Here is a 26,494-nt window from a genome sequence, read left to right as displayed (position 1 = left end):
AGTTAATTAGTGCACTTGCATAAGTCTACGCCGGGCAGATGCATCCGGCGGAAAACTTTCGTTTATTTTGCCATCATTCGCGGAATTTGGATGTAATCGGATACCGCCAGTCACGTCCGAAAGCACGATGTGTGACGCGAATACCGACTGGCGACTGACGCCGTTTGTACTCATTGATTTTGATCAAATGGGTGATACGCGCCACGTCTTCCTGGCGATAACCGGCAGCGATGATCTCGGCACCGCTCTGGTTCTCTTCCATATACATTTGCATGATGCCGTCCAATATGTCGTACGGCGGCAGCGAATCCTGGTCAGTCTGGTCCGGACGCAATTCAGCCGACGGCGCACGCGTCAGGATACGCTCCGGGATCACGTCCGATACCGAGTTGCGGTAGGTGCACAGGCGATACACCAGCGTTTTCGCAATATCCTTGAGCACCGCAAAGCCGCCCGCCATATCACCGTACAGCGTGCAATAGCCGACCGCCATTTCACTCTTGTTACCGGTCGTCAGGACGATAGAGCCATACTTGTTCGACAGCGCCATCAGGATGGTGCCGCGTATGCGCGCCTGGATGTTTTCTTCGGTGGTATCCAGCTTCAGGCCTTTGAATTCCTCGGCCAGCGTGCGATTGAATGCTTCGAAACAGTCGTTAATACCGATTTCGTCGTAGCGCACACCGACGCGCTTGACCATGTCGCGCGAATCTACCCAGGAAATCTCGGCCGTATAAGGTGACGGCATCATGATCGTGCGCACCTTGTCTGCGCCCAGCGCATCTACCGCTATCGCCAGTGTCAGCGCCGAATCCACGCCACCCGACATACCGATCAGCGCGCCCGGGAAGCCGTTCTTGCCTATGTAATCGCGTACGCCCAGCACCAGCGCCTTATACACCTGCGCTTCGACCGACAACTCTTCGACGATGGTGCCGTCGACCGGTTGTCCACCCTGGAATTCGATAATCTGCAAATCTTCGACGCAGTGCTGCAATTGCGCACGTATCTCGCCTGCCTGATCCAGCACAAAGGAATTGCCGTCGAAAATCAATTCATCCTGGCCACCGACCAGATTCGCGTACACCAGGCTCATGCCATGCTGAGTCACATTTGCATGCATCACGTCGACACGCAGATGCTGCTTATTCATGTGAAACGGCGAACCGTTCGGTACCAGCAATACTTGTGCACCCGCTTCGGCTGCGCGTGCAGGTGCATGCGGGAACCAGGTGTCTTCGCAGATATTGATACCGAAACGCACACCCTTCACTTCAAACACCAGCGGTTCATCGACCGAAGTGAAATAACGTTTTTCATCGAACACGGTTGCATTCGGCAAATCATGTTTGCAGTAAGTAGCAGCGATCTGACCATTCAGCAGCACCGACGCAGCGTTGTAGCGCAGGCCGTCCTGTTCGAACGGATGACCGACGATTACATGCAAGCCGTGCAACGGAGCGAGATCGCTTGCAAGGGCAAGCAACGCTTCCGAGCTTTTTGCGTAGAATGACTGGCGCAGCAATAAGTCTTCCGGCGGATAACCGACCAGCGACAACTCTGGTGTCAATACGATGTCGGCACCCTGCTCAGCGGCGCGGCGGGAGAATTCGGCAATCTTGGCACGGTTACCGGCGAGATCGCCGACGGTACTATTGATTTGCGCGATGGCTACTTTGACTGTCATGGCGTGAATTTATAAAAACTGAGTAAAACTCAAAAACTGGCTGATCAAGAAAACTGAAGCAACTAAACGCTAGGATAAAGTTGAATCAAAGTGAGTGAACCTGTTAATCAATCTGTTAATTATCGCACGCGTATCGTTTCTTCTCTGTCAGAAATCGGTCAAAACGCCTGGGATGCACTGGTACAACTACAGCCCGAGGCCAATCCCTTCCTTTCCTATGCTTTTCTTGATGCCCTGCATGAAAGCGGCTCCGCCTCGGTCAAATCCGGCTGGCAACCGCAATTCCTGACGCTCTGGCACGAGCAGGAACTGGCCGCCGCCCTGCCGCTGTATGCCAAGGGACACTCGTATGGCGAGTATGTATTTGACTGGGCCTGGGCTGATGCCTATGAGCGCAACGGCCTGCAATACTATCCCAAACTGCTGTCCGCCATTCCGTTCACGCCTGTTACCGGCAGCCGCCTGCTGGCACGCGACGGCGAAGCCCGGGCGGCCCTGATTGCTGCCATCAGCAATGTGCAGGAAAACAATTCATTCTCGTCGACCCACATCCTCTATCCGCCAGCGGAGCAGGCGGAGCAATTGCACGAAGCGGGCTTCATGCTGCGTAGTGGCGTGCAATTCCACTGGCTCAATGCCGGCTATCGCAATTTTGAAGAATTCCTGGAGACCCTGGAGCGCAAGAAGCGCAAAAATATACGCGCCGAACGACGCAAGGTACAGGAAGCAGGCGTCAGCTTTCGCCATATTTCCGGACACGAAGCGAGCACCGACGACTGGGGTTTTTTCAAGCGCTGCTACGACCGCACCTATGCGATGCATCATTCGACGCCTTACCTGAACCTGGACTTCTTCCAGCGTATAGGTGCCGACATGCCGCACAACATCCTGCTCATCGTGGCAGAAAAGGATGGCGTCCCTATCGCCTCATCGCTGCTGATACACGACGAACAAACCGTTTACGGCCGTTACTGGGGCGCGCTGCAGCATATCGATTGCCTGCACTTTGAAACGGCTTATTACCAGCCGCTGGAGTTCTGCATCGCCACCGGCAAGGCTTGCTTTGAAGGTGGTGCGCAAGGTGAACACAAAATGGCGCGTGGCTTCCTGCCGCAAAAAACCTGGTCCGCGCACTGGCTCGCGCATCCGGTGTTTTCAGATGCAATCGAAGACTTCCTGAAACGCGAAAGCGGCGGCATAGACTCGTATATCGACGAATTGAACGAGCGAAACCCATTTAAACGTTAAATATTGTCAAATATACGTTGATTCACGGAAACTTTTTCACTGCCTGCCCTTGCCAGCGCTGACGGCACAGGGCATGCTAGCTGCACGATGAATTCCCTTCCCAACGGCAGCACCCAAACCCGCTTAATACGTGTCGGTCGCTTCGCGATCAAACATGAACTCGGACGCGGTTCCATCGGTGTGGTCTATCTGGCGCACGATCCCATCATAGATCGCGACGTCGCCATCAAAACCTTCCGCAGCAAACTATCGCTGGTAGAGAAAAAGCAGCACGAACAGCACTTCATCAATGAAGCGCGTGCCGCCGGACGCCTGGCCCATGCCAACATCGTCACGATTTACGAAGCGTCCAGCGAAGGCGACGCGACCTACATCGCGATGGAATACCTGCAGGGTCGCGAACTGAATAAAATGCTGGACGGTGGTCACCTGTTCAGCGCCAGCGAAGTCGCATCCATTAGCTGGAAAATCGCCGATGCGCTGGATCACGCACACAAGAACGGCGTCGTACATCGCGACATCAAACCGGCCAACATCTTCCTCAGCCGCGACCTGCAACCCAAGGTCGTCGACTTCGGCATCGCACGCGCGCCGAACCGCGTCGCTGATCAGTTGAACAAGAGCGAAGAACCCTACACGCTATTCCACGACAACATCCTCGGCACCCCCAACTACATGTCGCCGGAACAGGCGATGGGCCTGACTGTCGATGCCCGCACCGACATCTATTCGCTGGGCGCTGTCATGTATGAAATGCTGACCGGCCGCAAACCGTTCCAGGCCAGCGATACCGAAAAACTGCTGCACCAGATCGCGTTCAAAGCTCCTGCAGAACCGCACAAGGTCGAAATCAGTGCGCCTTTGGCACTATCGAAAATCGTCATGAAGGCGATGAGTAAAAAAGCCGACAAGCGTTATCAAAATGCGCAGGACATGGCGCTAGACATCAAGCGTTTCGTCGCCCGCACCCGCCGTGAAAACGGTCGCAAAGCCAAGCTCGAAGATATAGAAACCAACGTCGAATCCTTGCCGTTGCAACAATCACGGCTGTTCTGGCCTATATGTGGTGGCCTGGTCGCGCTGGTAGTTATCGCCTATACCTTCTGGCAGGGCTAACGACTGACAACACGCTACCCGACGCTTCCGGGCAGCGTCCTGCCGACAAAGCGGAATCGTATTAAAATCTCATGTTTAGAAAGCTGTATTTCTCATGAGTCCCACCGATATCCTGCTAGCACTTGGAATAGTCAGCATCTGGGGCCTCAACTTCGTTGTCATCAAAATCGGTTTGCAAGACCTGTCACCGATTGCACTCACCGTACTACGCTTCGCCTTCGCTGCTTTGCCGATGGCCTTCTTCATCAAGCGACCGGCGATTCCATGGCACCTGTTGTGCGCCTTCGGCCTGTTTCAGTTCGCACTGCAATTCACCTTCCTGTTCACTGGCATGCAGCTCGGGCTGACATCCGGCCTGGCTTCGCTCGTCATGCAGCTGCAAGTATTCTTCACCATCGCACTGGCCATCCTGTTCGTCGGTGAACGTCCACGCATCACGCAACTGGTTGGCGCCCTCATCTCCTTCTGCGGCATGGCGCTGGTGGCCTATAAACTGGAAAGCAAGGCGACCCTGATAGGCTTCATGCTGGTCATCATCGCCAGCATGTGCTGGGCCAGCGGCAACATCGTCACCAAGAAAATCGGCAAGGTAAATCCCTTGGCCTTAATGATCTGGGGCTCGCTCATTTCACTGCCGCCATTGCTGATTGCGTCGTTGCTGATGGAAGGTACCCAAGGCTGGGTGACAGCTGCGCACAACATGAACTGGCGCGCCTTTGCCACGGTTCTCTATCAGGCCTATCCGAATACCATGTTTGCCTTTGGCGCATGGGCAGTGTTGATGCGTAAATACCCTGCCGCTACGGTTGCACCGTTTACTCTGCTGGTCCCTATCATCGGGATGGCGTGTGCCGCGCTGATACTGGACGAGGCTTTGCAGTGGTGGAAATTTGCTGCTTGCGGACTGGTATTGGGAGGATTGGCGTTTAATCAGTTTGGACAGAAATGGCTGGAGCGACGCGGGATTATTTGAGGTAAAACTGCCAGTTCAGTTTACTCAGCATGGCTCCAGCGACTAATAAAGGCTGTGCTCGTAATTCCACTGTGACGATGCCGTTTGTGCGGGGCAGAAAATGGAAAAAGAAGTGGGTGTGTCTGAGCGTAGCGAGTTTCGCCCACTTCCCATTTTTTGTTCCGCACAAACGGGGACCCCGCAGGGGCAGCGGCGCCGTGGTCGCCTTTCTTTGCTTACTTTCTTTGGCGAAGCAAAGAAAGTGAGTGGCCGCCGGGCCACCCCCGGCAACCCCGCTCTCCACGAAGAGCAAACACCATCAGCATCAAAAATACGAAACCAGGCAAGCAATAAAAAAGCACGCATATAGCGTGCTTTTTTTGAATCACCTGCAATTACTTGCCAGCGCTCTTCTTGTAGCTCTCAACACCCGACATGATTTCGGCTTTGGCTTCGTCTGGACCAACCCAGCCATCAACCTTCACCCATTTGCCTTTTTCCAGATCTTTGTAGTGTTCAAAGAAGTGCTGGATTTGTTGCAAACGCAGGTCGTTGATGTCTTCTGGTTTTTGCCAGTGGCTGTAGATAGGCAGGATTTTGTCGATAGGTACTGCCAGCAATTTTGCATCGCCGCCAGCTTCGTCAGTCATTTTCAACATGCCGATTGCGCGGCAGCGTACGACTACGCCTGGGTACAGCGGGAATGGTGTGATCACCAATACGTCAACCGGGTCACCGTCGTCCGACAAGGTTTGTGGAATGTAACCGTAGTTGCACGGATAGTGCATCGCGGTACTCATGAAACGGTCGACGAACATCGCGCCCGACTCCTTGTCAACTTCATACTTGACCGGATCGGCGTTCATTGGGATTTCGATAATGACGTTGAAGTCGTTCGGCAGATCTTTGCCGGCTGGGACGTGATTCAGACTCATATTTGTTTTCTCAAAAGTGGGGAACAGTGCTGCAAACCCTGAATTATAGCGGCTTTCAGTATTTTTCTTGCGGTGGTATTACGGATGAAATCAGCGGAAATGTTGCCTGGCGGAGATACCGGCAGGTGCCACCTGGTGCACCTGCCACTGCAGCAAATTTACAGTATGGTCGCCACCGCGCATTGGCGGTAGTGCGACGCAGCTTCTTCTTCATGACCCAGCGCTTCATGCAATTGCGCCAGTTTCAAATGTACTTCCTGCAACATGCGCGCGCCGTTTGCATCTGATAACGCTTGTTCCAGATGACGTTGCGCTTTGCCCCACAGGTTTTGGCGCAGGCACAGGGTACCCAGCGTCAATGCCAGTTCAGGGTCGGTCGGATGTATTTTGGTCCATTCTTCGCAACGTTCGATTTGCGCCAGCAAGGCCGGTGAACCCTCGCCTGCCGCCGAAGCACGATACGGACGCAGCAAACGCTCATCCCATTCCAGCGCCATCGATTTTTCAATAATCGCACGTGCATCGTCATGCAAACCGCGCTGATTGAATGCATTCGCGCCATGCATCGCGACGTAAGCCTTGGTACGGTCATCAGCAGGAATCGCCCACCAGATGTTGCGCAAGGATTCAGCGTCGTTGGATGGGTTCTTCAGCAAATCCTGATACGCCAGCTCGCGCAAGCGGCTCGACAAGGCCGGATGCAAGGCGTTGTTTTTGTCCAGTGTACGCACCAGGCGCAAGACTTCAGGCCAATTGTTCGCGCGTTGGTTGGCCTTCAATGCCATACGCAAGGCGTGAATGTGGCGGGTGCCGTTGGCGTTGAGTTCCTTGACTACATCGAGCGCCAGTTCCGGCTGACGTTCATCGACCAGCAATTCGATGGCGGTCATCAAACGCGCTGTCTTCAGGCTTTGATCTTCTTCTACTGTCGCCAGCCAGGTGTCGCGACGCTCGGTTTGCTGCATACGGTGTGCAGCACGCGCTGCGATCAGCGCAGCCAGGCCTGCATTGTCCGGGGAGTCGGTGGCGCGCATCGCTGCTTTTTCAGCATGACCGAAACGACCTTCAAAGTATGCTTTCAGCGATTCACGCAAAGCCAGATTGCCCTTGCGTTCCAGTTTGTCACGACGATAAGCCGCGACCTTGCCTGGCATTTTTTGCGCGACACGTACCGTCTTCAGCACCGCATAGATCAGGAAGAACAGCAGGACGGACAGCAAGATAAAGAAATTCAGCGACAGGTCGACACGGTACGGCGGGTAGAAGAACACCACGTTACCGGCGTTGAAGCGTGCCAGCACCGCCAGTCCGATGGCAGTGGCAAACAGAACGAGAAGCCAGAGGAATATGCGCATATTAAAAACGGTAGGCCATCATTGTTGTTTTAAAGCTGACGATGAAACCAGGCTTGCGCCCGGCATCAAGGCTTGGCTTTGTAATTACGAACTGCATTCAGGCTTTCGGCCAGGGTCGGCATCTCGATCGCCAGATTGCTCGACTGCACTTGCTTGAGCATCGCTTGTACAGTTTGTGTTTGTTTAGCGCGTGTATCGAAGTATTTGCTGATGGCATCCTGCGACGCGATCATGTCGCTACGGAAAGCGACTTCATTGCGCGATAACAGTGCCAGACGCGCATTGAGCAAACGCAGCTTGAGGTTTTCACGCGCGTAGTAGGCCTGGGTCGGTGACAACAGCAAAGCGTCTGAAGTATCGACACTGCGTACGCGTATCAGTTGCTGGATATCGCCCCACACTTCGCTGCTCAGGCTGTCCCATTTGGCTTTGGCGGTTGGCCACCAGTCATCAGCAGCCGGTTCAGGCGCAGGTGCAGCAGCACCTGCCTTGGCATTTTTAACTGGCGCTTTGGCTGCTACCGGACGATTCTTCGGTTCGCTGGCTGGCTGTGCCGGTTTTTCATCGGCCAGCAAAGGCATGCTATCGATCTGGCTGATGACGCTATCCAGGCGCAATGCGATACCGGTCAAGTCCAGGCTAGGCAGGGCTTTCAGGCGTGCGATGTCGTGTCCGATCGCGCGCCGTACATTGACGAATTGCGGTGTGTCCGCACGCGACAAACGCGCATCTGCATTTTGCAAGGCGATTAATGCACCTTGTACATTACCTGCCAGTTGCAACTGCTGACTGGCGGTCGACAGTACTTGTTCGATTTCTGCCAGGGCCCAGTCTTCACGCTTCTTGAACAGATCCTGATACAGCTGTTCCAGTGCCAGTTGCTGGCTTTGGGCTTCAACCTGCTTACCTTCGAGTACATTCACCTTGGCTTGCAATTCGGTGATGGTTTCCTGTGCCGATTTCACAATGACCTTGGTTTCGGTATTGATGGCATCGCCACTCTGGATACGGCGCGCTACTTCGGTACGCACCGTGGAAAGTTCTTTATGCGACATCCACCATTGCACACCCACCAGGGCGGCCAAAGCCACCAGGGCTGCATATATCAGGCCCTGCTTGCCGGAGGCATTACTTTTGGTTGATGACGCAGGCGGCGGGCTCGGCGGCACACCGTTGGATGGCGCCGCAGCAGGAGTTGCTGGCGGCGTAGATTCGGGAGATGTTGGCATATCGGTCATGAGCAAGATTGTAACGCGGCTAACAGCCCGTCGTCGCCTGATCTGGTTAGCGTGATATTGGAGAAACCCAGCAACTGCGCGGTTTCTGCGATGCGAACGTGAGATACGAATATTCTTTGTTGTTGCATTTTTGCGACGCTCCCTGCTTCATCAAGTTGGGCAACCATCTCCGTCAGGAAACGCAAACCTTCCGAACTGGTTACGATCCAGTCATTCTGACAACTTAATAGATGCTTGAGTTCGCCACATCTTGCACTATTCAATTCCGGCGCGACCCGTCTATAGGCTGCAAGCGGCGTCACGCCTATGCCTGCGGCGCGCAAGGTATCGCCCAATAATTCGCGTCCGGTCTCACCTCGTATGATCAAAACCTGTTTGCCGCGTAGCGCTGGCAGGTCAAGTTCAGCCAGTAAAGTCTGCGAGTCGGTACGATCCAGATCGGTCGGGCTGATGATGGTGGCCTTGGCCTCAGTCGCGCCATGGCGTAGCAAAGCCATGCGACTGCCCTCGCCCACTACCGCTAGCGGAATGTGCCAGGGCCAGTCGGGTCGGGCCGCAAAAGCCGCATCGATAGCGTTCGGGCTGACGAAGGCAATCAGTGCGTAACGATCAAGCTCGCGCAAGGCTGCACGCAAAGGCTGCTGATCATCCAGCGGCAGGATTTCCAGCAACGGAAAAATCACTGCCTTGCGCCCCAATGCGGTCACACGTTGCGCCAGCACGTCGGCTTGCGCCAGGGGGCGTGTAATTACTACAAACTCAGACATCCCCGTCCGCGTCCGTTTTACACAAATCCAGGATCGCAGCCGCATCCTGCTGCTTCAGGGCGTCCGCGATCTGACGTCCCAGCGCTTCTGGTTCGTTCGCCGCAGCGCTGAGATCAGCGCTGGCGATTTTCGAGCCGTCCGGCGTCGCGATGATGGCGCGTAAACGCATGTCAGCACCATCTATGGTGGCAAAAGCCGCCAGCGGAATCTGGCAGCTCCCGCCAAAATTACGCGATACGGTGCGTTCGGCGGTCACCGCCAATGCAGTTGCCGTGTGGTTCAACGGTGCCAGCCATTCCTTCAGGTCAGCACGTTCGGAGAGGATTTCTATCGCCATCGCACCTTGCCCAGGCGCAGGCAGGCTTTGCTCCGGCGGCAGGTAGGAACGGATACGCTGCGCCAGGCCGAGGCGCTTGAGACCGGCTGCAGCCAGGATGATGGCGGCATATTCGCCAGCGTCGAGCTTGCCGAGGCGGCGATCCAGGTTGCCGCGCAACGGGCGTATCACCAATTGCGGATAGCGCGCGGCGATCAGCGCCTGGCGACGCAGGCTGCTGGTGCCGACGATGGCACCGGCAGGCAAGGCTTCCAGCGATTCAAACTCGTTGGAGACGAAGGCGTCACGCGGGTCTTCGCGTTCGAGGACAGCCGCCAGCTCAAATCCGTCCGGCAGGGTCATCGCCACGTCCTTCAGCGAATGCACGGCGATATCCGCTCGTTGTTCAGCGATCGCTACTTCCAATTCCTTGACGAACAAGCCTTTGCCGCCGACTTTGGAAAGGGTACGATCGAGAATTTGATCACCTCGAGTTGTCATCCCGAGAATCTCTATCGAACACTGCGGATATAATATGGCTAGTTTTTCGCGGACATGCTCGGCTTGCCACATGGCCAGACGACTTTCGCGCGAGGCAATGACTAGTTTTTTCGGGGGCGGAAATTTCAACACGGCTTCTTTCGATTTTCTGTCAGGGGCGGCCAAATTTGCTGAATTCTTCTTTGTTTTCAACAAGTTCGATATGCTTTCGAAGTCATCACAGTATCGATGACCTCGCAGATTGTTGCATCATGAGTTCCTTGAAATTTTAGCATGTACCCTCGTAGAAGACGCCGCATTACTCCATCCTTCTCACTCTGAACAAGCTGACTGCATTTTTTCAATATGGCAAAACAACCGACAACCCCGCCTCGCGTGAGCTCTCCATCTGCCGATAAGGCAACCAACAAGGACGCACCACTCAAAGAAGATATTCGCTTACTTGGCCGAATATTGGGCGACGTCTTGCGTGACCAGGAAGGTGATGCAGTATTTGAAGTAGTCGAAACCATCCGCCAGACCGCTGTGCGCTTCCGTCGTGAAGCCGACGTGCAGGCTGGTACGGACCTGAATAAATTGCTGAAGAAGCTGACCCGCGAACAAACCATTTCCGTGGTGCGCGCATTCTCTTACTTCTCGCATCTGGCGAATATCGCCGAAGACCAGCATCACAACCGCCGTCGCCGTGCACACCTGTTGGCAGGTTCGGCAGCGCAGGAAGGCAGCGTTTCCTACGCACTGGAAAAACTGGCGAATGCAGGTGTCAACGGCACCACCGTGCGCAAGTTCTTCAAGGACGCGCTGATCTCGCCGGTCCTGACCGCGCACCCGACCGAAGTACAACGCAAGAGTATCCTCGACGCAGAACACGACATCGCCCGCCTGCTGGCAGCACGCGACCTGCCGATGACCGCGAAGGAACGCGCCGCCAATACTGAACTGCTGCGCGCACTGGTCACCACCTTGTGGCAAACCCGCTTGCTGCGTTATTCGAAATTGTCGGTGGAAGACGAAATCAATAACGCCCTGTCCTACTACCGCATTACCTTCCTGCGCGAATTGCCAGCGCTGTACGAAGACATCGAAGAAGAAATCGCCGAACAATTCCCGCAACGCGCCAGCAGCGCGAATACCAAGCGCGACCTGCACTCCTATGTGCAGATGGGTAGCTGGATCGGCGGCGACCGCGACGGCAATCCGAATGTCAACGCTGGCACCATGCAACTCGCTTTGGCACGTCAATCGACTACCATTCTGGAGTTCTATCTGGAAGAAGTGCACGCATTGGGCGCAGAACTGCCAGTCTCGACCTTCCTTGCTGGCGTCAGCCCGGAAGTACAGGCGCTGGCCGACAAATCGCCGGACACGTCCGAACACCGTGCCGATGAACAATATCGTCGTGCCCTGATCGGTATCTATGCACGCCTGGCAGCCACCGCACGCGCACATGGCGCAACCAACATCCTGCGCAAGGAAGTCGGCCCAGGCGCACCTTATGAAAGCGCCGTCGAATTCTCGGCCGACCTGCAATTGCTGGTCGATTCGCTCAAGGAGCGTCATGGCACCGTGCTGATCAAGCCACGCCTGGCGCCGTTGCTGCGCGCTGCAGAAATCTTCGGCTTCCACCTGGCGACACTGGATATGCGTCAAAGCTCGGATGTACACGAGCGTGTACTGGGCGAGTTGTTCAAACGTGCCGAAGTCGAAACTTCGTATGCCGACTTGCCGGAACAAAAGAAAGTCGAATTGCTGCTGACCGAGCTCGACAAGCCACGCCTGCTCTACTCGCCGTACATCGACTACTCGGACGAAACCAATTCCGAACTCAACATCCTGCGTGCCGCGCATCACATCCGTCAACGTTACGGCTCGCGCGCGATCCGCAACTACATCATCTCGCATACGGAAACCGTATCCGACTTGCTGGAAGTCCTGTTGCTGCAACGTGAAACCGGCTTGCTGCGCCCAGACACCGATGCTGCATCGGTAGGCGAAGTTGAGTTGATGGTGATACCGTTGTTTGAAACCATTCCTGATTTGCGCCTCGCCGCAACCATCATGGAACAAGTCATGGCGATTCCTAAAGTGCGTCGCCTGATCGCCAAGCAGGGGCACCTGCAGGAAGTCATGCTCGGCTACTCCGACTCGAATAAAGATGGTGGTTTCCTCACCTCGAACTGGGAACTGTACAAGGCAGAAACTGAGCTGGTAAATGTTTTCAATCGTGCCGGCGTCAAACTGCGCCTGTTCCATGGTCGCGGCGGCACCGTAGGTCGCGGCGGCGGTCCAAGCTACGAAGCGATCCTGGCGCAGCCACCAGGCACCGTGAACGGCCAGATCCGTCTGACCGAACAGGGCGAAATCATTGCATCCAAATTCTCCAACCCGGAAATTGGTCGTCGCAACCTCGCCTTGCTGGTCGCCGCTACGCTGGAAGCCAGCCTGACGCCACCACCGGCAGATCGCAAATCGGCGAAGAAACTCGCCGAGTTTGAAAGCGTGATGGCCGAGTTGTCTGAGCTGGCCTACAAAGGCTATCGCAACCTGGTGTACGAAACACCGGGCTTCACCGATTACTTCTTCTCGGCCACACCGATTGCAGAAATCGCCGAACTCAATATCGGTTCGCGCCCTGCTTCGCGTAAAGCGACTCGTCGTATCGAAGATTTGCGCGCGATTCCATGGGGCTTCTCATGGGGTCAATGCCGCTTGCTGTTGCCAGGCTGGTACGGCTTTGGCAGCGCAGTAGAACAATGGCTGGAGCAAGGCGACAACAAAGCCAAACGCGTGGCAACCTTGCGCGCCATGTTCAAGGAATGGCCTTTCTTCGTGACCCTGCTGTCGAATATGGACATGGTACTGTCGAAGACCGATCTGGCCGTCGCATCGCGTTACTCGGAAATGGTGGTGGACCGCAAACTGCGCAACAGCATTTTCAAACGCATCGTGGCGGAACATGAACGTACCTCGACTTGCCTGACCCTGATCACCGGCAAGAAAGAGCGTCTGGCGAACAACCCATTGCTGGCACGTTCGATCAAGAACCGCTTTGCCTACCTCGATCCGCTGAATCACTTGCAGGTCGAACTGATCAAACGTCACCGTGCCGCGATGCGCGATGGCAAGGTAGATGACCGTGTCCGTCGCGGCATCCATCTGTCGATCAACGGTATTGCAGCAGGTCTGCGCAACACCGGCTAAGACTCAGCCAGCCAACAAAAAAGGGAAGCAGATTTGCTTCCCTTTTTTACGTCTGTTATTTAGAACTCAGCGCACCAGCGCCTTGACCCCGGCCCATTGTCGCCGTGAAATCGGCAGGCGGTCATCGATATGATGGAGGATGACTTGCCACGACTCCTGCGCCTTATCGGTTTCATTATCAGCATCCACCAGTTGCGCACCGCGCTCGACGCCTATGATGGCCTCGCGTGCCACCAAAGCATTGCGATGCACACGTATAAACTGCGCCGCAAATTCCTGCTCCAGCGCCGACAGCGAACCTTCCAGCAAATACTCACGCTCACGTGTGCGCAGGGTCACGTACTTGGCTTCTGCCTTCAGGTACAGCACATGGGCCACCGGCACCAATAACAAACGCCCCCGCTCCTGCACCGAGAAATTCTTGCGCGGGCTTTGCAAAGTGCTCGCCACTTCACTCAATTTTTGTTTCTGCTGCAAACCGCTGACGCGCCTGATTGCATCGGCCAGACGCGATGCACGCACCGGCTTGAGCAAATAATCGAGCGCATGCACTTCGAATGCCTTCAACGCATATTCATCAAATGCAGTGACGAAGATCACCGCTGGGCCCGGCTGCCCTGCCTGTGCTAGATGTGCTGCTAATTCTATGCCCGTCATGCCGGGCATCTGTACATCCAGCAGCACGATGTCTGGCGCCAGCGTGGCGATGCTATCCAGCGCCTGCTGCACCTGCGCCGCCTCGCCCACCAGCTCATGCGGGCATTCAGCCGCAATATCAGCCAGCAAAGTCGCCAGGCGCGCCCGCGCTGGTGCTTCGTCATCAACGATCAGGATGCGCGGCGTCATGCACCGGCCTTTTGGTAAGGCAGGTAGAGGCGCACTTCAAATTGCCCATCCACTACTTGCGTCGTCAATTGCGCCTCCATATCGTATAAGAGCGTCAAGCGTTCACGGATGTTATCCAGTGCCATGTGATTGCCGGTCGACTCCACATCAGCATGATACGGATTCGTCATCACGATTTCTATACGGTCGCGCACGCGGCTGATCGCAATCCTGATCAGCGCGGTTTCGGGTGAAGGTTCGACGCCGTAATGCACGGCATTTTCCAACAAGGGTTGCAGCAGCAAGGCAGGCGTCTTCGCCCTTTGCAGCGTGTCACCGGAAATACCATCGGTATCCCATTGCACCTGCAAGCGTTCGCCCAGGCGTATCTTTTCTATCGACAGGTATTGCATGCCGATACGAACTTCATTGCCCAGCGTCGTGATATCGCGCGCATCGCGCATGAGGACGCGAAACAGATCGGCCATATCTTCCAGCGTGCTTTCGGCACGACGCGGCTCGGTGCGTATCAGCGACAGCACGGCATTCAGGCTATTGAACAGGAAATGCGGCCGTATCCGTGCCTGCAAAGCCTGCAGGCGTGCTTCCGCCAGTGCCGGGGAAAAAGCCCGTGTACGCAATTCAAAATAATGCTGCAGGCCGATGCCGAACAAAGCCGCACAGACAAAACCTTCCGGTGCTGACAAACGACTCAGGTTGGTCAGCATCAAATCGTCATTCAACAGGTAATGGATGATCAGGCCGGTAATCGCGCCCGGCACCAGTGCGCAGGCCAGGCGCTGGCCCCACGGCGGGATGGAACGTACCAGGCGGCGCAGGCCGCACAAGGCGAACAAGGAAGTCAGGCTGGCCAGCTCCAGCAACATCGATGCTTCACCAAAAGCCAGCAAACCCGCCTGTATCGATGAGGCATTGATCAGCATTACCACCAGCACCACGCCGTTGACGACCAGCAAGGATCTGACCATGATGCCGATATTGCAACAGTCTGGGATCACGATTTCCAGCGGGGAGACGGGCGCGGAATCTGGCGATGGCGGCATGGTTGAAGGATTTATCAGGGCTAGAGTGGGACTGCGGGGTGCGCTTGTTCTATAATCGCGTATTCATTAGGACCCAATTATGACAGCACAACTCTCCAAAAAGAGCGAGGCCTGGTCGGCACGCTTCAACGAACCGGTTTCCGATCTGGTCAAACGTTACACTGCTTCTGTATTTTTCGACAAGCGTCTGGCTCAGGTAGATATCCAGGGTTCGCTGGCCCATGCAGAGATGCTGGCACACCAAAACATCATCAGCCAGCAAGACCACGCTGAAATCCAGCGCGGCATGGCACAGATCCAGGAAGAAATCGCTGCCGGCAAGTTTGAATGGCTGCTGGATCTGGAAGACGTCCACCTGAATATCGAAAAACGCCTGACCGAGCTGGTTGGTGACGCTGGTAAACGTTTGCACACCGGCCGTTCACGCAATGACCAGGTCGCGACCGACATCCGTCTGTATGTACGTAGCGAAATCGACAATATCGTCGGTTTGCTGCGCGACCTGCGCCTGGCACTGCTGGACCTGGCTGAAAAACACGCCGATACCATCCTGCCTGGCTTCACCCACATGCAAGTGGCACAACCGATCACCTTCGGTCACCACATGCTGGCTTATGTTGAAATGTTCAGCCGTGATGCCGAACGCATGCTGGATTGCCGCAAGCGCGTTAATCGCCTGCCGCTGGGCGCCGCTGCACTGGCTGGCACCACCTTCCCTATCGACCGTGAACGCGTTGCGCGCACACTGGATTTTGAAGACGTTTGCCACAACTCGCTGGATGCAGTTTCGGATCGCGACTTCGCGATTGAATTCTGCGCCGCCGCAGCACTGATCATGACGCACGTCTCGCGCATGTCGGAAGAACTGGTGATCTGGATGAGCCCGCGCGTCGGCTTCATCGATATCGCTGATCGCTTCTGCACCGGCTCGTCCATCATGCCGCAAAAGAAAAACCCGGACGTCCCTGAACTGGCACGCGGCAAGACCGGTCGCGTCAACGGTCACCTGATCGCCCTGCTGACCTTGATGAAAGGCCAGCCGCTGGCCTACAACAAGGACAACCAGGAAGACAAGGAACCGCTATTCGACACCGTCGATACCGTGGTCGATACGCTGCGCATCTTTGCTGACATGGCAACCGGCATCACTGTCAAACCTGAAGCGATGCGCGATGCCGCGTTGCAAGGTTATGCCACCGCAACCGACCTGGCCGATTACCTGGTGAAAAAAGGCCTGCCGTTCCGTGATGCGCATGAAGCTGTGGCACATGCAGTACGTGCCTGTGTAGACCGAGGCTGCGACCTGAGCGACCTGACACTGGAAGAAATGCGTGTCTTCTCGTCGCTGATCGAAGCCGACATCTTTGAAGTACTGACACTGGAAGGTTCGGTCGCAGCACGTAATCACGTCGGCGGCACCGCTCCCCAGCAAGTGCGCCTGGCAATCGCACGGCACCGTGCACGCCTGAGCTAAAACGCTATTCCGGGCATGCAACTCTGCATGCCCGTTTCATTTCTGCATCCACTATTGCAGCAAGCTGTAAATCCCCACTTCAAACAAGGGTTTTAATTCTCCAGTTCCCTCTGAAAAACTGCCTTTTTCCTGACCTTAGTAATGTTCGTGTCAGCTAGGCTCTGTATCGTGCTGCCTTGTGAAAATGGGATATGTGTGTACGCATCAAAAAACGCTTTTCTAACAAGGGCGTCAATTGATATGGCTTATACTCACATGGCAATAAAAAGCATCTTCGCAGGCGTTAATAAACAGGGGCATGCGCACGTGCTTCATTCAAAATCAATCTGGAGACAAAAATAATGTCTTTTTTGCTATCGCTATCGCGATTCATTGATGCCCTCAATGAAAAAATAGGCCAAGGTATCAGCTGGGCTCTATTGCTCGCTGTCCTCATCTGTACCGGCAATGCCGTCATGCGCTACATATTCAATATCAGCTCTAACGGCTGGCTTGAAATTCAGTGGTATTTATTTGGTGCGATCTTTTTGTTGGCCACTTCGTACACGCTGCGTCGCAATGAACATGTGCGCATCGACGTTGTCGTTGGCCGTTTCTCCAAACGTACCCAAGTCTGGATCGATTTGCTCGGCTTCCTGCTGTTCCTGATGCCAGCAACCTTGCTGATCCTGTACTACTCGGTACCGTATGCATGGATTTCGATCGAAAGCCAGGAAGTCTCGAGCAATGCCGGCGGTCTGATCGTCTGGCCTGCGAAATTGCTGATCCCTGTCGGCTTCGTATTACTGGCACTCCAAGGCACATCAGAAATCATCAAACGGATCGGCTACCTGAAAGGTCTGGTCCCTGCCAGCGCCTTTGAAAAACAGGTTGCCACACCCGAAGAAGAAATTGCGGCGATCAAAGCTGCAAATAAACTTAACTGATCGCCAGGAATAAACATGACTGAATTTCTCATTGCGAATATGGCGCCGATCATGTTCGGCGCACTCGTGGTATTCCTGCTATCAGGTTTCCCGGTTGCTTTTGCGCTCGCCGCCAACGGCCTGTTCTTTGGCTTGCTCGGTATCGAACTGGGCCTGCTCAAACCAGAACTGCTGCAAGCCTTGCCTAACCGTATCTTCGGCATCATGGCGAACGATACCTTGCTGGCGATTCCATTCTTTACCTTCATGGGTCTGATCCTCGAACGATCAGGGATGGCAGAAGACTTGCTCGATACCATCGGCCAGTTGTTTGGTCCTTTGCGTGGTGGTGTGGCGTACGCGGTTATTTTCGTTGGCGCCCTGCTGGCAGCAACTACCGGTGTGGTTGCAGCGTCCGTGATTTCGATGGGCCTGATCTCGCTGCCGGTGATGTTGCGCTATGGCTATGACAAGAAAATTGCTACTGGTGTAATTGCTGCGTCAGGCACCTTGGCGCAAATCATTCCGCCGTCGCTGGTGCTGATCGTGATGGCCGACCAATTGGGTCGTTCCGTAGGCGATATGTACCAGGCAGCTTTTTTCCCTGGCCTGATGCTGACAGCCATGTATGCCGGTTACATCCTGATCATCTCTATCCTGCGACCGAAATGGGTACCTGCCTTGCCAGCGGAAGCACGCAACCTGCGCCAACCTGATGGCTCCAGTGGTGTCATCTCCCTGCTGATCCTGATCGTCGGAACTGTGGCAGCCTGCTTCGTACTCGAAAAAATCCTGTTAGCCTCCAACCCAAAGTTGCATGCCGATGAGGGCCTCATTTACGCCGCGACATTGAGCATTGCCACTGCCTTCCTGATTGCCTACATCAATCGCAAGATGAAACTGGGCATGCTGTCGAAAATCGCTGAACAGGTGGTCTTCGTACTGGTTCCGCCACTCGCCTTGATCTTCCTGGTGCTGGGTACCATTTTCGTCGGTATCGCCACACCTACTGAAGGCGGCGGTATGGGCGCCTTTGGTGCGATGGTGCTGGCTATCATGAATCGCCGCCTGTCGTGGGACTTGCTCAAGCAAGCGATGAATTCAACCTCACGCCTGTCCTGCTTTGTCATGTTCATCCTGATCGGCTCCAGCGTGTTCGGCCTGATCTTCCGCGGCGTCAATGGCGATCTGTGGGTAGAACACCTGCTGACCTCGTTGCCAGGTGGTACTGCCGGCTTCCTGATCGTGGTCAACATCCTGTTCTTCGGTCTGGCCTTCTTCCTGGACTTCTTCGAACTGGCCTTCATCCTGGTACCACTGGTCGGCCCGGTCGCAGAAAAAATGGGCATCGACCTGATCTGGTTCGGCGTACTGCTGAGCGTGAACATGCAGACTTCGTTCATGCATCCACCTTTCGGCTTCGCCCTGTTCTATTTAAGGTCGGTCGCGCCCAAAGAGGTCAAGACCTCGGATATTTACTGGGGCTCGGTACCATTCGTGCTGATCCAGGTCATCATGGTGACGCTGATCATCGCCTTCCCGAAACTGATCTCGGTCGATTCCAAAACCGATATGCATGAAAAAATCGAGTTGAAGATCGATATGGGTGATAACAGCGTGGACTACGGCAATGACGATGCTACGGAGAACAGCAGCGACAAACCTGCCAGCACCGACGATGAAGCACCGCAACTGAACTTCTCAACGGAAGAGCCAGCCAAGAAGTAAGACTGGCCTCCCGACAAAAATCCCGCACCTACAGTGCGGGATTTTTTTTGCCCGCAACATCTGCAAACAAGCCGCTTCCGTCGCTTGTGCAGCAAGATCTGATTGCAGCAACGCCAGTGGCACAGTCCCACCCCGCCCCTTTAAGCATGGATAACCTGCTACGCCACGAAGTTCTCGGACATAAAAAAACCCGCAGCACAGGCTGCGGGTTTTGATGAAGCTGTAAGGATTACTTACGGCCGATCATGAAGTTCTGGATAGGCACTTCAGCGACCGAGAACCATTGGTTCTGATCTTGGCGGAAGCGTTTCCATGGTTCGTAGATCTTCTTGAACTTGGCATTTTTCGCTGCTTCTTCATCCATCGTTTCAACGGCAGCCTTGTAGCAAGCTTCCATGATCGGTTTGGAGAATTGACGCAGCTTGACGCCGTTCTTGAGCAAACGTGCCAGTGCAGCTGGATTACGTGCATCGTATTCCGCTTGCATGACGACGTGCGCTTCGTAGGAAGCAGCTTCTACTGCAGCCTGGTATGCCTTAGGCAGTTTTTCCCATTCCTTGATACCGATGTAGAACGAGAGTTGCAGGCTAGGTTCCCACCAGCCTGGTGTGTAGTAGAACGGCGCGACTTTGTTGAAGCCGAGTTTTTCATCGTCGTATGGACCGATCCATTCTGCTGCATCGATGGTGCCTTTTTCCAGCGCTGGGTAGATATCACCACCAGCAATCTGTTGTGGCACCAGGCCGAGGCGTTGCATCACGCGACCAGCGAAACCGCCGATACGCATTTTCAGGCCTTGCAGGTCTTTAACTTCCTTGATTTCCTTACGGAACCAGCCACCCATCTGGGTACCGGTGTTACCGCCCAGGAAGTTGACGATGCCGTAGTCTTTGAAGAATTCACGGGTCAGTTGACGACCGCCGCCCTGGTCGAACCAAGCGGTTTGCTGACGCGAGGTCAGGCCGAATGGAACAACAGCGTCGAATGCGAATGTAGGATCTTTACCGAAGTAGTAGTACGAAGCCGAATGACCGATTTCAACGGTACCAGCCTGAACTGCATCCATCACTTGCAAAGCCGGAACAATCTCGCCGCCTGCGAATGGACGAATGTTGAATTTACCATCGGTCAGTTGCGCAACACGTTTGGTAAATACATCCGCTGCGCCATAAATCGTGTCTAGCGATTTAGGGAAGCTGGAAGCCAGACGCCAGTTAATCGTCGGGTTGGTTTGTGCGAAAGAAGGCACGGCAACCGCACCTGCGGTAGCGCCGACTGCTGCTTTCTTAAGGAATGAACGACGTTCCATTTTGTCTCCTGGAGTGGTTAACGACAACAGCTATTTGAAATTTTCTTGCCGATAAAATCAGCCGTTAAATCTCATACAAATTATCAGTTGTAAGGGTGACGTAAGTTGCCCGAAGTAGTAATAATCTTCATGCTTTACGCGATAAACAACTGGTATAACCATACACTGAAAACGCAGTATTAACCACCTGCAACCACCATATTTTCTATCAACACCGAACCCGTTTGTTTGGTTCCGCGCACCAAAGTATCAGCACCAATCGCAACCACCTGCATGAAGATATCCTTCATATTTCCAGCAATCGTGATCTCTTCTACCGGATACTGGATGACACCTTTCTCGACCCAGAAACCGGACGCGCCACGCGAGTAATCACCGGTCACATAATTGACACCCTGGCCCATCAGTTCAGTGACCAGCAAACCGGTATCGAGCTTCTTCAGCATCGCCTTGAAATCATCGGTCGCTTTGGTCAAGGTAGAAGTCATGGACAGGTTATGCGAGCCACCGGCATTACCTGTGGTTTGCATGCCGAGTTTGCGCGCCGAATAAGTCGAGAGGAAATAACCCTGCACGATACCGTCCTTGACGACATCACGACGGTGAGTCTTCACACCCTCTTCATCAAATGGCGACGAGCCAACGCCACCTATCACATGCGGATCTTCGACAATCTGTACATGCGGTGCAAATGCAGCTTTGCCGAGGGAATCCAGCAGGAAGGTTGACTTGCGGTACAAGGCACCGCCGGAGACGGCCTGCACAAAGGCACCCAGCAAGCCTGCTGCCAGCGGCGCTTCAAACAGGACCGGGCATTTACGTGTATCCAGCTTGCGTGCGTTCAGGCGTGCCAGTGCACGTTGCGCCGCGTACTGACCCACCGCTTCCGGCTTGGCCAGCTTGTTCGGATCGCGCATCGACGAATACCAGTCGTCGCGCTGCATATTGCTGCCCTTGCCGGCGATAGGTGCGACAGAAATCGTATGACGCGAATACGGATAGCCACCAATGAAGCCGCGCGAGTTGGCCGAGACAAAATGCGATTGCTGCGCATAGACGCTGGCACCTTCGCTATTCGTAATGCGTTTGTCGACTGCAAACGCGGCTGCTTCGCCACGCTTGGCCAGCTCGACCGCTTCCTCACTGGAAATCAGCCATGGATAGCACAGCTGCAAATCGCGCGGATTACGCTCCAGCATGTCGGCGTCCGGCAAACCGGCGCAATCATCTTCTGCGGTAAAGCGGGCGATGTTGTATGCTGCCTCGACCGTATCCTTCAGCGCCTGCTGGGAAAAGTCGGAAGTGCTGGCATTGCCGCGTCGTATATGGCCATCTTCACCGAGGTAAATGGTGACGCCCATGCCTTTGTCTTTATTCTGTTCTATCGTCTCGACGCCGCCCTTGCGCACCGAAACCGACAGACCGCTGCCCTCATTGATCTCTACGGCCGCATCAGAAGCGCCTTTTTCCTTCGCATAACGCAGTACATCCTGCGCCAATTGCTTTAACTGATCTTGACTATGTATAAACACTGATTCGCTCATGAGGGGGTCGTTTTCTTCGGAAATACCTATAAAACAGTTATCATAGCAGTCGTTTACAGAATGGCTGCTAGCCTTATCAAATCAGATCATGCCAAATCCCAACCGAGGCTCCTGCGGGTTCCAGTCGAGCGAATTCGAACAGGAATACGAACGCCCATCAAAATCCGAGTTAAAGCGCCAGATGACGGCCTTGCAAAAGCTCGGTGAAGAGCTCATCGCCGAACCGCGCGACCGCGTCAAACGCGTGCCTATGCCGGAAGACGTACGTGACGCCATCCTCGAATGCCAGCTCATCAAAGACCACGAAGGTCGCCGTCGCCAGACACAGTATGTCGGTAAAAAAATGCGCTCGCTGGAGCCGGACGAAATCGCCGCCATCCAGAAAATGCTGGATAGCTGGAAAGGCGCATCCAAATCGGAAACCGCCGCCCTGCACGCGATCGAACGCAAACGCGACAAATTGTTGACAGATGACAAGGTACTGACACAGTTGCTGGCGGACAATCCAGAACTGGATGGCCAGCATCTGCGCACCCTGATACGCAATGCGCGCAAAGAACAGGCCGAGAACAAACCGCCTAAGGCTTATCGCGAAATTTTCCAGATCCTCAAGCAACTGCAGGCAGCCGCCGCTGCCACATCTACTACGGACGAAGAAGACGATGTCGAAGAAGACTAACCCGGATGAATTGAAAATCGGTCTGGTATCAGTATCTGACCGCGCCTCCAGCGGCGTATATCAGGATGAAGGCATCCCTGCACTGCAAGCCTGGTTCACCTCGGCGCTGACCAGTGAATGGAAAGTAGAAACCCGTTTGATCCCGGACGAACAATCGGCGATTGAAAAAGCGCTGATCGAACTGGTCGACATCGAACGCTGCGACCTCGTCATCACCACTGGTGGCACCGGTCCGGCCCGTCGCGACGTCACACCGGAAGCGACCATCGCTGTCGGCACCAAGGAAATGCCAGGTTTCGGCGAACAAATGCGCCAGATCAGCCTGCACTTCGTACCGACCGCCATCCTCTCGCGCCAGGTCACCGTCATCCGGGAAACCGCAGAGCACGCAGCACTCATCATGAACCTGCCGGGCCAGCCGAAATCGATCAAGGAAACGCTGGAAGGTTTGAAGGATGCCGACGGCAAGCAAATCGTAGGCGGTATCTTCGCAGCCGTACCGTACTGCATAGACCTGATGGGCGGCCCGTACATCGAAACCAACGAAGCCGTCTGCAAAGCCTGGCGTCCGAAACACGCGATCCGACCAGCCAAATAATTTTTTAACTTACTGTAATTTTTACTCACCATCATCATGACCTTAGAAACCGTCGAACTTGAAACCGCACCCAACCCAACCGTTTCCATCATCTGGATGCATGGCCTAGGCGCCGACGGCAACGACTTTGTTCCTATCGTCAGAGAACTCGACCTGAGCGGCCTGCCTGGCATCCGTTTCGTCTTCCCGCACGCACCGGAAATCCCGGTCACCGTCAACGGCTTCCGCGAAATGCCAGCTTGGTATGACGTGGTCGTTACTGAATTTGGTCGCGAAGAAGATGAGGCCGGTCTGCGTGCATCGCAGGTTTCGATCAACGAACTGATCGAACGCGAAAAAGCACGCGGCATCGCCGCCAACAAAATCCTCATCGCTGGCTTCTCGCAAGGTTGCGCAATGACCTTCCAGGTCGGCCTGCGCTATCCGGAACGCCTGGGCGGCCTGCTGTGCCTGTCCGGTTACGTACCTATCGACTCGACAGTAGAAGCTGAACGTAGCGAAGCCAACAAAGACATCCCTATCTACTACGGTCATGGTCGTGGTGATCAGGTCATCCCTATCACCCGTGCACAGCGTTCGCTGAGCTTGTTGCAAGCGCTGGGATATGACGTGGACTGGCATGAGTACAACATGCCACACTCGGTTTGCGGACCGCAGTTGGATGACATCTCTAACTTCCTGAAACGTGTATTGAAATAAACGCCAGGGAACAAATAAAAAAGCACGCTATATGCGTGCTTTTTTATTGCCAATTTAAGACCGCCTCGGCTAAAACTAAGAGGCTGTGGTTGTGAGTCCACTGTGACGATGCCGTTTGTGCGGGACAGAAAATGGAAAAAGAAGTGGGTGTGTCTGAGGTGTAGCAGGGAATTCGCGGAACACTGTTCCGCGCTTGCATAACGGTATCCGCTTGCAAGCGGATACCGTTACGCAAGGGCAGCGAGTTTCGCCCACTTCCCATTTTTTGTCCCGCACAAACGGGGACCCCGCAGGGGCAGCGGCGCTGTGGTCGCCTTTCTTTGCTTACTTTCTTTGGCGAAGCAAAGAAAGTGAGTGGCTGCCGGGCCACTCCCGGCAAACCCAACCTCCACGGAGAAAGAAAAACATCAGCGACAAAGCAACGAAACCAAACCTACTTAAACACCACCGTCTTATGCCCATTAAGCAAAATCCGATGCTCAACAAAATACTTAACCGCCCGCGCCAACACCACACACTCCACATCCCGCCCTATCGCAGTTAAAGTCGCCGGATTCATGGCATGATCCACGCGCTCCACATCCTGCTCAATAATCGGCCCCTCATCCAGATCACCCGTAACGAAGTGCGCAGTCGCACCGATCAGTTTCACACCACGCTCATGCGCCTGATAGTACGGCTTGGCGCCCTTGAAACTAGGCAGGAAGGAATGATGAATATTGATCGCCCGTCCCTGCAAAGCCTGGCACATTTGCGGTGACAGTATCTGCATGTAACGCGCCAATACCACCAGATCAATTTCCGCACTCCGCGCGATTTCCAGCACGCGCTCTTCCTGTGCACGCTTGGCTTCTTCAGAAGCACCGGGTGCGAGTGGCAGATGGTGGAACGGAATGTTGTAGCTGGCCGCGAGTTGATAAAAGTCTGTGTGATTCGACACGATGGCCGGAATGTCTACCGGCAACAAACCACTTTTATAGCGGAACAGCAAATCGTTGAGGCAATGACCAATCTTGGAAACCATTAGCATCACGCGCGGCTTCTTCTGCGCATCGTGCAATTGCCAGGTCATTTGCATGGTCTCTGCCATCGCCGAGAAATCAGCGCGCAAGACTTCATCATTGATGGAAGCATCTTCCGCCGCGAAATAGACGCGCATGAAGAAGAGTTGTGATTGCGCATCACCAAACTGCGCCGACTCTATGATGTTGCACCCATGCTCTGCGAGGAAACCTGATACGCGTTGCACAATACCACGCTGATCGATGCAGGAAAGATTGAGTATGTATTCCGGATGCATGATGGCTACCTGAATGAAGTCGCTTGCGGCTCAAGCGTTGCGCTTTATTGTCGCATGGCTTTGTTAATCAGGAGAAATTCCATTCGAATATGGTATTAACAGATGTAACAAGTCCCTCGCAGTGGCATGGGGACCACTGCGAGGGACTATCTTTGCGCTACGGAAAGTTAGACGCTTTTCGCGACTGACAGACCTTTTGCCTGTGTGGCTGTGCCACCTACCTGTACATCACCTGCCAGTTGGCCACCTTCTTCGATCACGACATTGCCGTAACGAATTTTTCCTGAGACCTTGCCGGATGCGTAGATCACCAGCTTCTGACGCACAGTCAGTTCGCCGTCAAATGTACCGTGGATTTCAGCGATATCAATACCAGCCGAACCTTTGAAAGAGCCATCTTTGGAAATCTGGATCACGCGTGAATCCATAGTCGCTTCAACGAAGCCTTCCACCACCAGCGTATCGCAATCGGTGATCTCCACACCCTTGAGTTTGATGTTAGGACCGACGATGAGTTTGCTGCCGACTTCATTGCTGTGCTGATTCGATGCTTGCCCCGAGGAATTCAAACCACCTGTCGGAACTGATGCCTTGGGAAAACTGGAGCTGCCTGTGCTTGAACTGGACAATGACGATGAGTTGGTTGTGCTCATAGGAGGGTTTGGCGTATTGGTGTCGCGCTTGCCAAAAAGCGTGTCGGATCGAAGCATGAAATCTCCTGAAAATAATTGTCGCGATGACGTAATAAAAATAAATGAATACGCTTGCAGCATCGGCAGTACATCGCGCGTAACGGCATCCCGGCTTATCTGTTTTGCGTGGTGGCAATGCGATGAATAGAGAGAGCATGCTCTCTACTCTGCACAACCAACGCTTGGTGTCTCGCATGTTTTTAAAGTTCACATTTGTTACATTTTTTATAAAAAATATTTTGCTTAAATTTTAGGCAGTGAATTTTTACAGGCAAGAATTACAAAGAGCATCGCGCACAAGAAATATTTACATGACGAATGAAGCAAAAAAAGGAATTGATACATAGCTGATGAAATTGCG

At 54.4% G+C, this 26,494-nt stretch carries 22 protein-coding genes; 10 read left to right on the top strand and 12 right to left on the bottom strand.

Features of this window, described 5'->3' with window-relative positions; genetic code table 11:
* Positions 1 to 73: 73 nt before the first annotated feature.
* Positions 74 to 1,687: an NAD+ synthase gene (locus H7U06_RS06935; protein ID WP_175625446.1), complete on the bottom strand. Its 1,614-nt coding sequence runs from the start codon at positions 1,685 to 1,687 to the stop codon at positions 74 to 76.
* 90 nt (positions 1,688 to 1,777) lie between these two features.
* On the opposite strand from H7U06_RS06935, the gene H7U06_RS06930 reads away from it, so the two are divergent.
* From H7U06_RS06930 to H7U06_RS06920, 3 genes are all read left to right on the top strand, one after another.
* Entirely contained in the window at positions 1,778 to 2,935 is a 1,158-nt protein-coding gene (locus H7U06_RS06930) for a GNAT family N-acetyltransferase (RefSeq protein WP_175625445.1), read from the top strand.
* A gap of 87 nt (positions 2,936 to 3,022) precedes the next feature.
* Positions 3,023 to 4,051 carry a serine/threonine-protein kinase gene (locus H7U06_RS06925; protein WP_175625444.1) on the top strand — a complete coding sequence of 343 codons (1,029 nt, stop codon included), beginning with the start codon at positions 3,023 to 3,025 and terminating at the stop codon, positions 4,049 to 4,051.
* Positions 4,052 to 4,145: 94 nt separating this feature from the next.
* Positions 4,146 to 5,024, top strand: a complete 879-nt coding sequence (locus tag H7U06_RS06920) for an EamA family transporter (RefSeq protein ID WP_175625443.1) — start codon at positions 4,146 to 4,148, stop codon at positions 5,022 to 5,024.
* A gap of 374 nt (positions 5,025 to 5,398) precedes the next feature.
* Here the strand turns inward: H7U06_RS06920 and ppa are convergent, their stop codons facing one another.
* The 5 genes from ppa to hemC all read right to left on the bottom strand — a co-directional run bounded on the left by ppa (position 5,399) and on the right by hemC (position 10,244).
* Positions 5,399 to 5,938, bottom strand: coding sequence for an inorganic diphosphatase (gene ppa / locus H7U06_RS06915; protein WP_175625442.1), 540 nt, complete (start codon positions 5,936 to 5,938; stop codon positions 5,399 to 5,401).
* 158 nt (positions 5,939 to 6,096) lie between these two features.
* The gene (locus H7U06_RS06910; RefSeq protein WP_175625441.1) at positions 6,097 to 7,293 is read right to left on the bottom strand and encodes a heme biosynthesis protein HemY; all 1,197 of its coding nucleotides are present in this window, start codon (positions 7,291 to 7,293) and stop codon (positions 6,097 to 6,099) included.
* Positions 7,294 to 7,358: 65 nt separating this feature from the next.
* Positions 7,359 to 8,531, bottom strand: coding sequence for a uroporphyrinogen-III C-methyltransferase (locus H7U06_RS06905; protein ID WP_370458608.1), 1,173 nt, complete (start codon positions 8,529 to 8,531; stop codon positions 7,359 to 7,361).
* Positions 8,528 to 9,298, bottom strand: coding sequence for a uroporphyrinogen-III synthase (locus H7U06_RS06900; RefSeq protein WP_175625439.1), 771 nt, complete (start codon positions 9,296 to 9,298; stop codon positions 8,528 to 8,530). The genes H7U06_RS06905 and H7U06_RS06900 overlap by 4 nt, the downstream gene beginning before the upstream one ends.
* A complete protein-coding gene (gene hemC, locus H7U06_RS06895) occupies positions 9,291 to 10,244 on the bottom strand; it encodes a hydroxymethylbilane synthase (protein ID WP_175625438.1) in 954 nt (317 codons plus the stop codon). Before hemC ends, H7U06_RS06900 begins: the two co-directional genes overlap by 8 nt.
* Positions 10,245 to 10,460: 216 nt before the next feature.
* Between hemC and ppc the strand changes: the two genes are divergently transcribed.
* Positions 10,461 to 13,316 carry a phosphoenolpyruvate carboxylase gene (ppc, locus tag H7U06_RS06890; RefSeq protein WP_175625437.1) on the top strand — a complete coding sequence of 952 codons (2,856 nt, stop codon included), beginning with the start codon at positions 10,461 to 10,463 and terminating at the stop codon, positions 13,314 to 13,316.
* A 66-nt stretch (positions 13,317 to 13,382) separates the two neighbouring features.
* On the opposite strand, the gene H7U06_RS06885 is transcribed toward ppc, so the two are convergent.
* Complete coding sequence (locus tag H7U06_RS06885) at positions 13,383 to 14,162, bottom strand: LytTR family DNA-binding domain-containing protein (protein ID WP_175625436.1); 780 nt, start codon at positions 14,160 to 14,162, stop codon at positions 13,383 to 13,385.
* Positions 14,159 to 15,130: a sensor histidine kinase gene (locus H7U06_RS06880; RefSeq protein WP_175625435.1), complete on the bottom strand. Its 972-nt coding sequence runs from the start codon at positions 15,128 to 15,130 to the stop codon at positions 14,159 to 14,161. Before H7U06_RS06880 ends, H7U06_RS06885 begins: the two co-directional genes overlap by 4 nt.
* A 154-nt stretch (positions 15,131 to 15,284) precedes the next feature.
* Here H7U06_RS06880 and argH point away from each other — a divergent pair, with 154 nt between their 5' ends.
* The 3 genes from argH to H7U06_RS06865 all read left to right on the top strand — a co-directional run bounded on the left by argH (position 15,285) and on the right by H7U06_RS06865 (position 19,312).
* Positions 15,285 to 16,679, top strand: a complete 1,395-nt coding sequence (argH, locus tag H7U06_RS06875) for an argininosuccinate lyase (protein ID WP_175625434.1) — start codon at positions 15,285 to 15,287, stop codon at positions 16,677 to 16,679.
* 341 nt (positions 16,680 to 17,020) lie between these two features.
* Positions 17,021 to 17,605: a TRAP transporter small permease subunit gene (locus tag H7U06_RS06870; RefSeq protein WP_175625433.1), complete on the top strand. Its 585-nt coding sequence runs from the start codon at positions 17,021 to 17,023 to the stop codon at positions 17,603 to 17,605.
* Positions 17,606 to 17,620: 15 nt separating this feature from the next.
* Positions 17,621 to 19,312: a TRAP transporter large permease subunit gene (locus H7U06_RS06865; protein ID WP_175625432.1), complete on the top strand. Its 1,692-nt coding sequence runs from the start codon at positions 17,621 to 17,623 to the stop codon at positions 19,310 to 19,312.
* Positions 19,313 to 19,541: 229 nt separating this feature from the next.
* On the opposite strand, the gene H7U06_RS06860 is transcribed toward H7U06_RS06865, so the two are convergent.
* On the bottom strand, positions 19,542 to 20,621 hold the full coding sequence (locus tag H7U06_RS06860) for a TRAP transporter substrate-binding protein (RefSeq protein WP_175625431.1): 1,080 nt from the start codon (positions 20,619 to 20,621) through the stop codon (positions 19,542 to 19,544).
* 179 nt (positions 20,622 to 20,800) lie between these two features.
* Positions 20,801 to 22,165 (bottom strand): metalloprotease PmbA, encoded by a 1,365-nt coding sequence (gene pmbA, locus H7U06_RS06855; RefSeq protein ID WP_175625430.1) that lies wholly within the window; start codon positions 22,163 to 22,165, stop codon positions 20,801 to 20,803.
* 88 nt (positions 22,166 to 22,253) lie between these two features.
* Between pmbA and yjgA the strand changes: the two genes are divergently transcribed.
* Genes yjgA through H7U06_RS06840 form a run of 3 tightly spaced genes read left to right on the top strand, consistent with a single transcriptional unit; the run spans position 22,254 to position 24,141 of the window.
* Complete coding sequence (gene yjgA, locus H7U06_RS06850; RefSeq protein ID WP_175625429.1) at positions 22,254 to 22,844, top strand: ribosome biogenesis factor YjgA; 591 nt, start codon at positions 22,254 to 22,256, stop codon at positions 22,842 to 22,844.
* The gene (gene mog, locus H7U06_RS06845) at positions 22,828 to 23,442 is read left to right on the top strand and encodes a molybdopterin adenylyltransferase (RefSeq protein WP_175625428.1); all 615 of its coding nucleotides are present in this window, start codon (positions 22,828 to 22,830) and stop codon (positions 23,440 to 23,442) included. The genes yjgA and mog overlap by 17 nt, the downstream gene beginning before the upstream one ends.
* Positions 23,443 to 23,478: 36 nt before the next feature.
* Complete coding sequence (locus H7U06_RS06840; protein WP_175625427.1) at positions 23,479 to 24,141, top strand: alpha/beta hydrolase; 663 nt, start codon at positions 23,479 to 23,481, stop codon at positions 24,139 to 24,141.
* 433 nt (positions 24,142 to 24,574) lie between these two features.
* Here the strand turns inward: H7U06_RS06840 and purU are convergent, their stop codons facing one another.
* Entirely contained in the window at positions 24,575 to 25,444 is an 870-nt protein-coding gene (purU, locus tag H7U06_RS06835; protein ID WP_175626068.1) for a formyltetrahydrofolate deformylase, read from the bottom strand.
* Between the two features lie 164 nt (positions 25,445 to 25,608).
* Complete coding sequence (locus tag H7U06_RS06830; RefSeq protein ID WP_175625426.1) at positions 25,609 to 26,151, bottom strand: polymer-forming cytoskeletal protein; 543 nt, start codon at positions 26,149 to 26,151, stop codon at positions 25,609 to 25,611.
* Positions 26,152 to 26,494 lie beyond the last annotated feature (343 nt).

The sequence above is a fragment of the Herminiimonas sp. Marseille-P9896 genome, from assembly GCF_903993245.1.
Taxonomy (GTDB): domain Bacteria; phylum Pseudomonadota; class Gammaproteobacteria; order Burkholderiales; family Burkholderiaceae_D; genus Oxalicibacterium; species Oxalicibacterium contaminans.
This window is presented reverse-complemented; position numbering and strand designations above follow the sequence as displayed.

Excerpts from the sequence above, each read along its gene's own strand:
- H7U06_RS06860 (WP_175625431.1), bottom strand. The coding sequence starts at position 20,621 with ATGGAACGTCGTTCATTCCTTAAGAAAGCAGCAGTCGGCGCTACCGCA.
- mog (WP_175625428.1), top strand. The coding sequence starts at position 22,828 with ATGTCGAAGAAGACTAACCCGGATGAATTGAAAATCGGTCTGGTATCA.
- H7U06_RS06870 (WP_175625433.1), top strand. The coding sequence starts at position 17,021 with ATGTCTTTTTTGCTATCGCTATCGCGATTCATTGATGCCCTCAATGAA.
- ppa (WP_175625442.1), bottom strand. The coding sequence starts at position 5,938 with ATGAGTCTGAATCACGTCCCAGCCGGCAAAGATCTGCCGAACGACTTC.
- H7U06_RS06910 (WP_175625441.1), bottom strand. The coding sequence starts at position 7,293 with ATGCGCATATTCCTCTGGCTTCTCGTTCTGTTTGCCACTGCCATCGGA.
- pmbA (WP_175625430.1), bottom strand. The coding sequence starts at position 22,165 with ATGAGCGAATCAGTGTTTATACATAGTCAAGATCAGTTAAAGCAATTG.
- H7U06_RS06885 (WP_175625436.1), bottom strand. The coding sequence starts at position 14,162 with ATGACGCCGCGCATCCTGATCGTTGATGACGAAGCACCAGCGCGGGCG.
- yjgA (WP_175625429.1), top strand. The coding sequence starts at position 22,254 with ATGCCAAATCCCAACCGAGGCTCCTGCGGGTTCCAGTCGAGCGAATTC.
- H7U06_RS06935 (WP_175625446.1), bottom strand. The coding sequence starts at position 1,687 with ATGACAGTCAAAGTAGCCATCGCGCAAATCAATAGTACCGTCGGCGAT.
- H7U06_RS06830 (WP_175625426.1), bottom strand. The coding sequence starts at position 26,151 with ATGCTTCGATCCGACACGCTTTTTGGCAAGCGCGACACCAATACGCCA.
- H7U06_RS06865 (WP_175625432.1), top strand. The coding sequence starts at position 17,621 with ATGACTGAATTTCTCATTGCGAATATGGCGCCGATCATGTTCGGCGCA.
- ppc (WP_175625437.1), top strand. The coding sequence starts at position 10,461 with ATGGCAAAACAACCGACAACCCCGCCTCGCGTGAGCTCTCCATCTGCC.
- H7U06_RS06905 (WP_370458608.1), bottom strand. The coding sequence starts at position 8,531 with ATGACCGATATGCCAACATCTCCCGAATCTACGCCGCCAGCAACTCCT.
- H7U06_RS06880 (WP_175625435.1), bottom strand. The coding sequence starts at position 15,130 with ATGGTCAGATCCTTGCTGGTCGTCAACGGCGTGGTGCTGGTGGTAATG.
- H7U06_RS06840 (WP_175625427.1), top strand. The coding sequence starts at position 23,479 with ATGACCTTAGAAACCGTCGAACTTGAAACCGCACCCAACCCAACCGTT.
- H7U06_RS06920 (WP_175625443.1), top strand. The coding sequence starts at position 4,146 with ATGAGTCCCACCGATATCCTGCTAGCACTTGGAATAGTCAGCATCTGG.
- argH (WP_175625434.1), top strand. The coding sequence starts at position 15,285 with ATGACAGCACAACTCTCCAAAAAGAGCGAGGCCTGGTCGGCACGCTTC.
- H7U06_RS06900 (WP_175625439.1), bottom strand. The coding sequence starts at position 9,298 with ATGTCTGAGTTTGTAGTAATTACACGCCCCCTGGCGCAAGCCGACGTG.
- H7U06_RS06925 (WP_175625444.1), top strand. The coding sequence starts at position 3,023 with ATGAATTCCCTTCCCAACGGCAGCACCCAAACCCGCTTAATACGTGTC.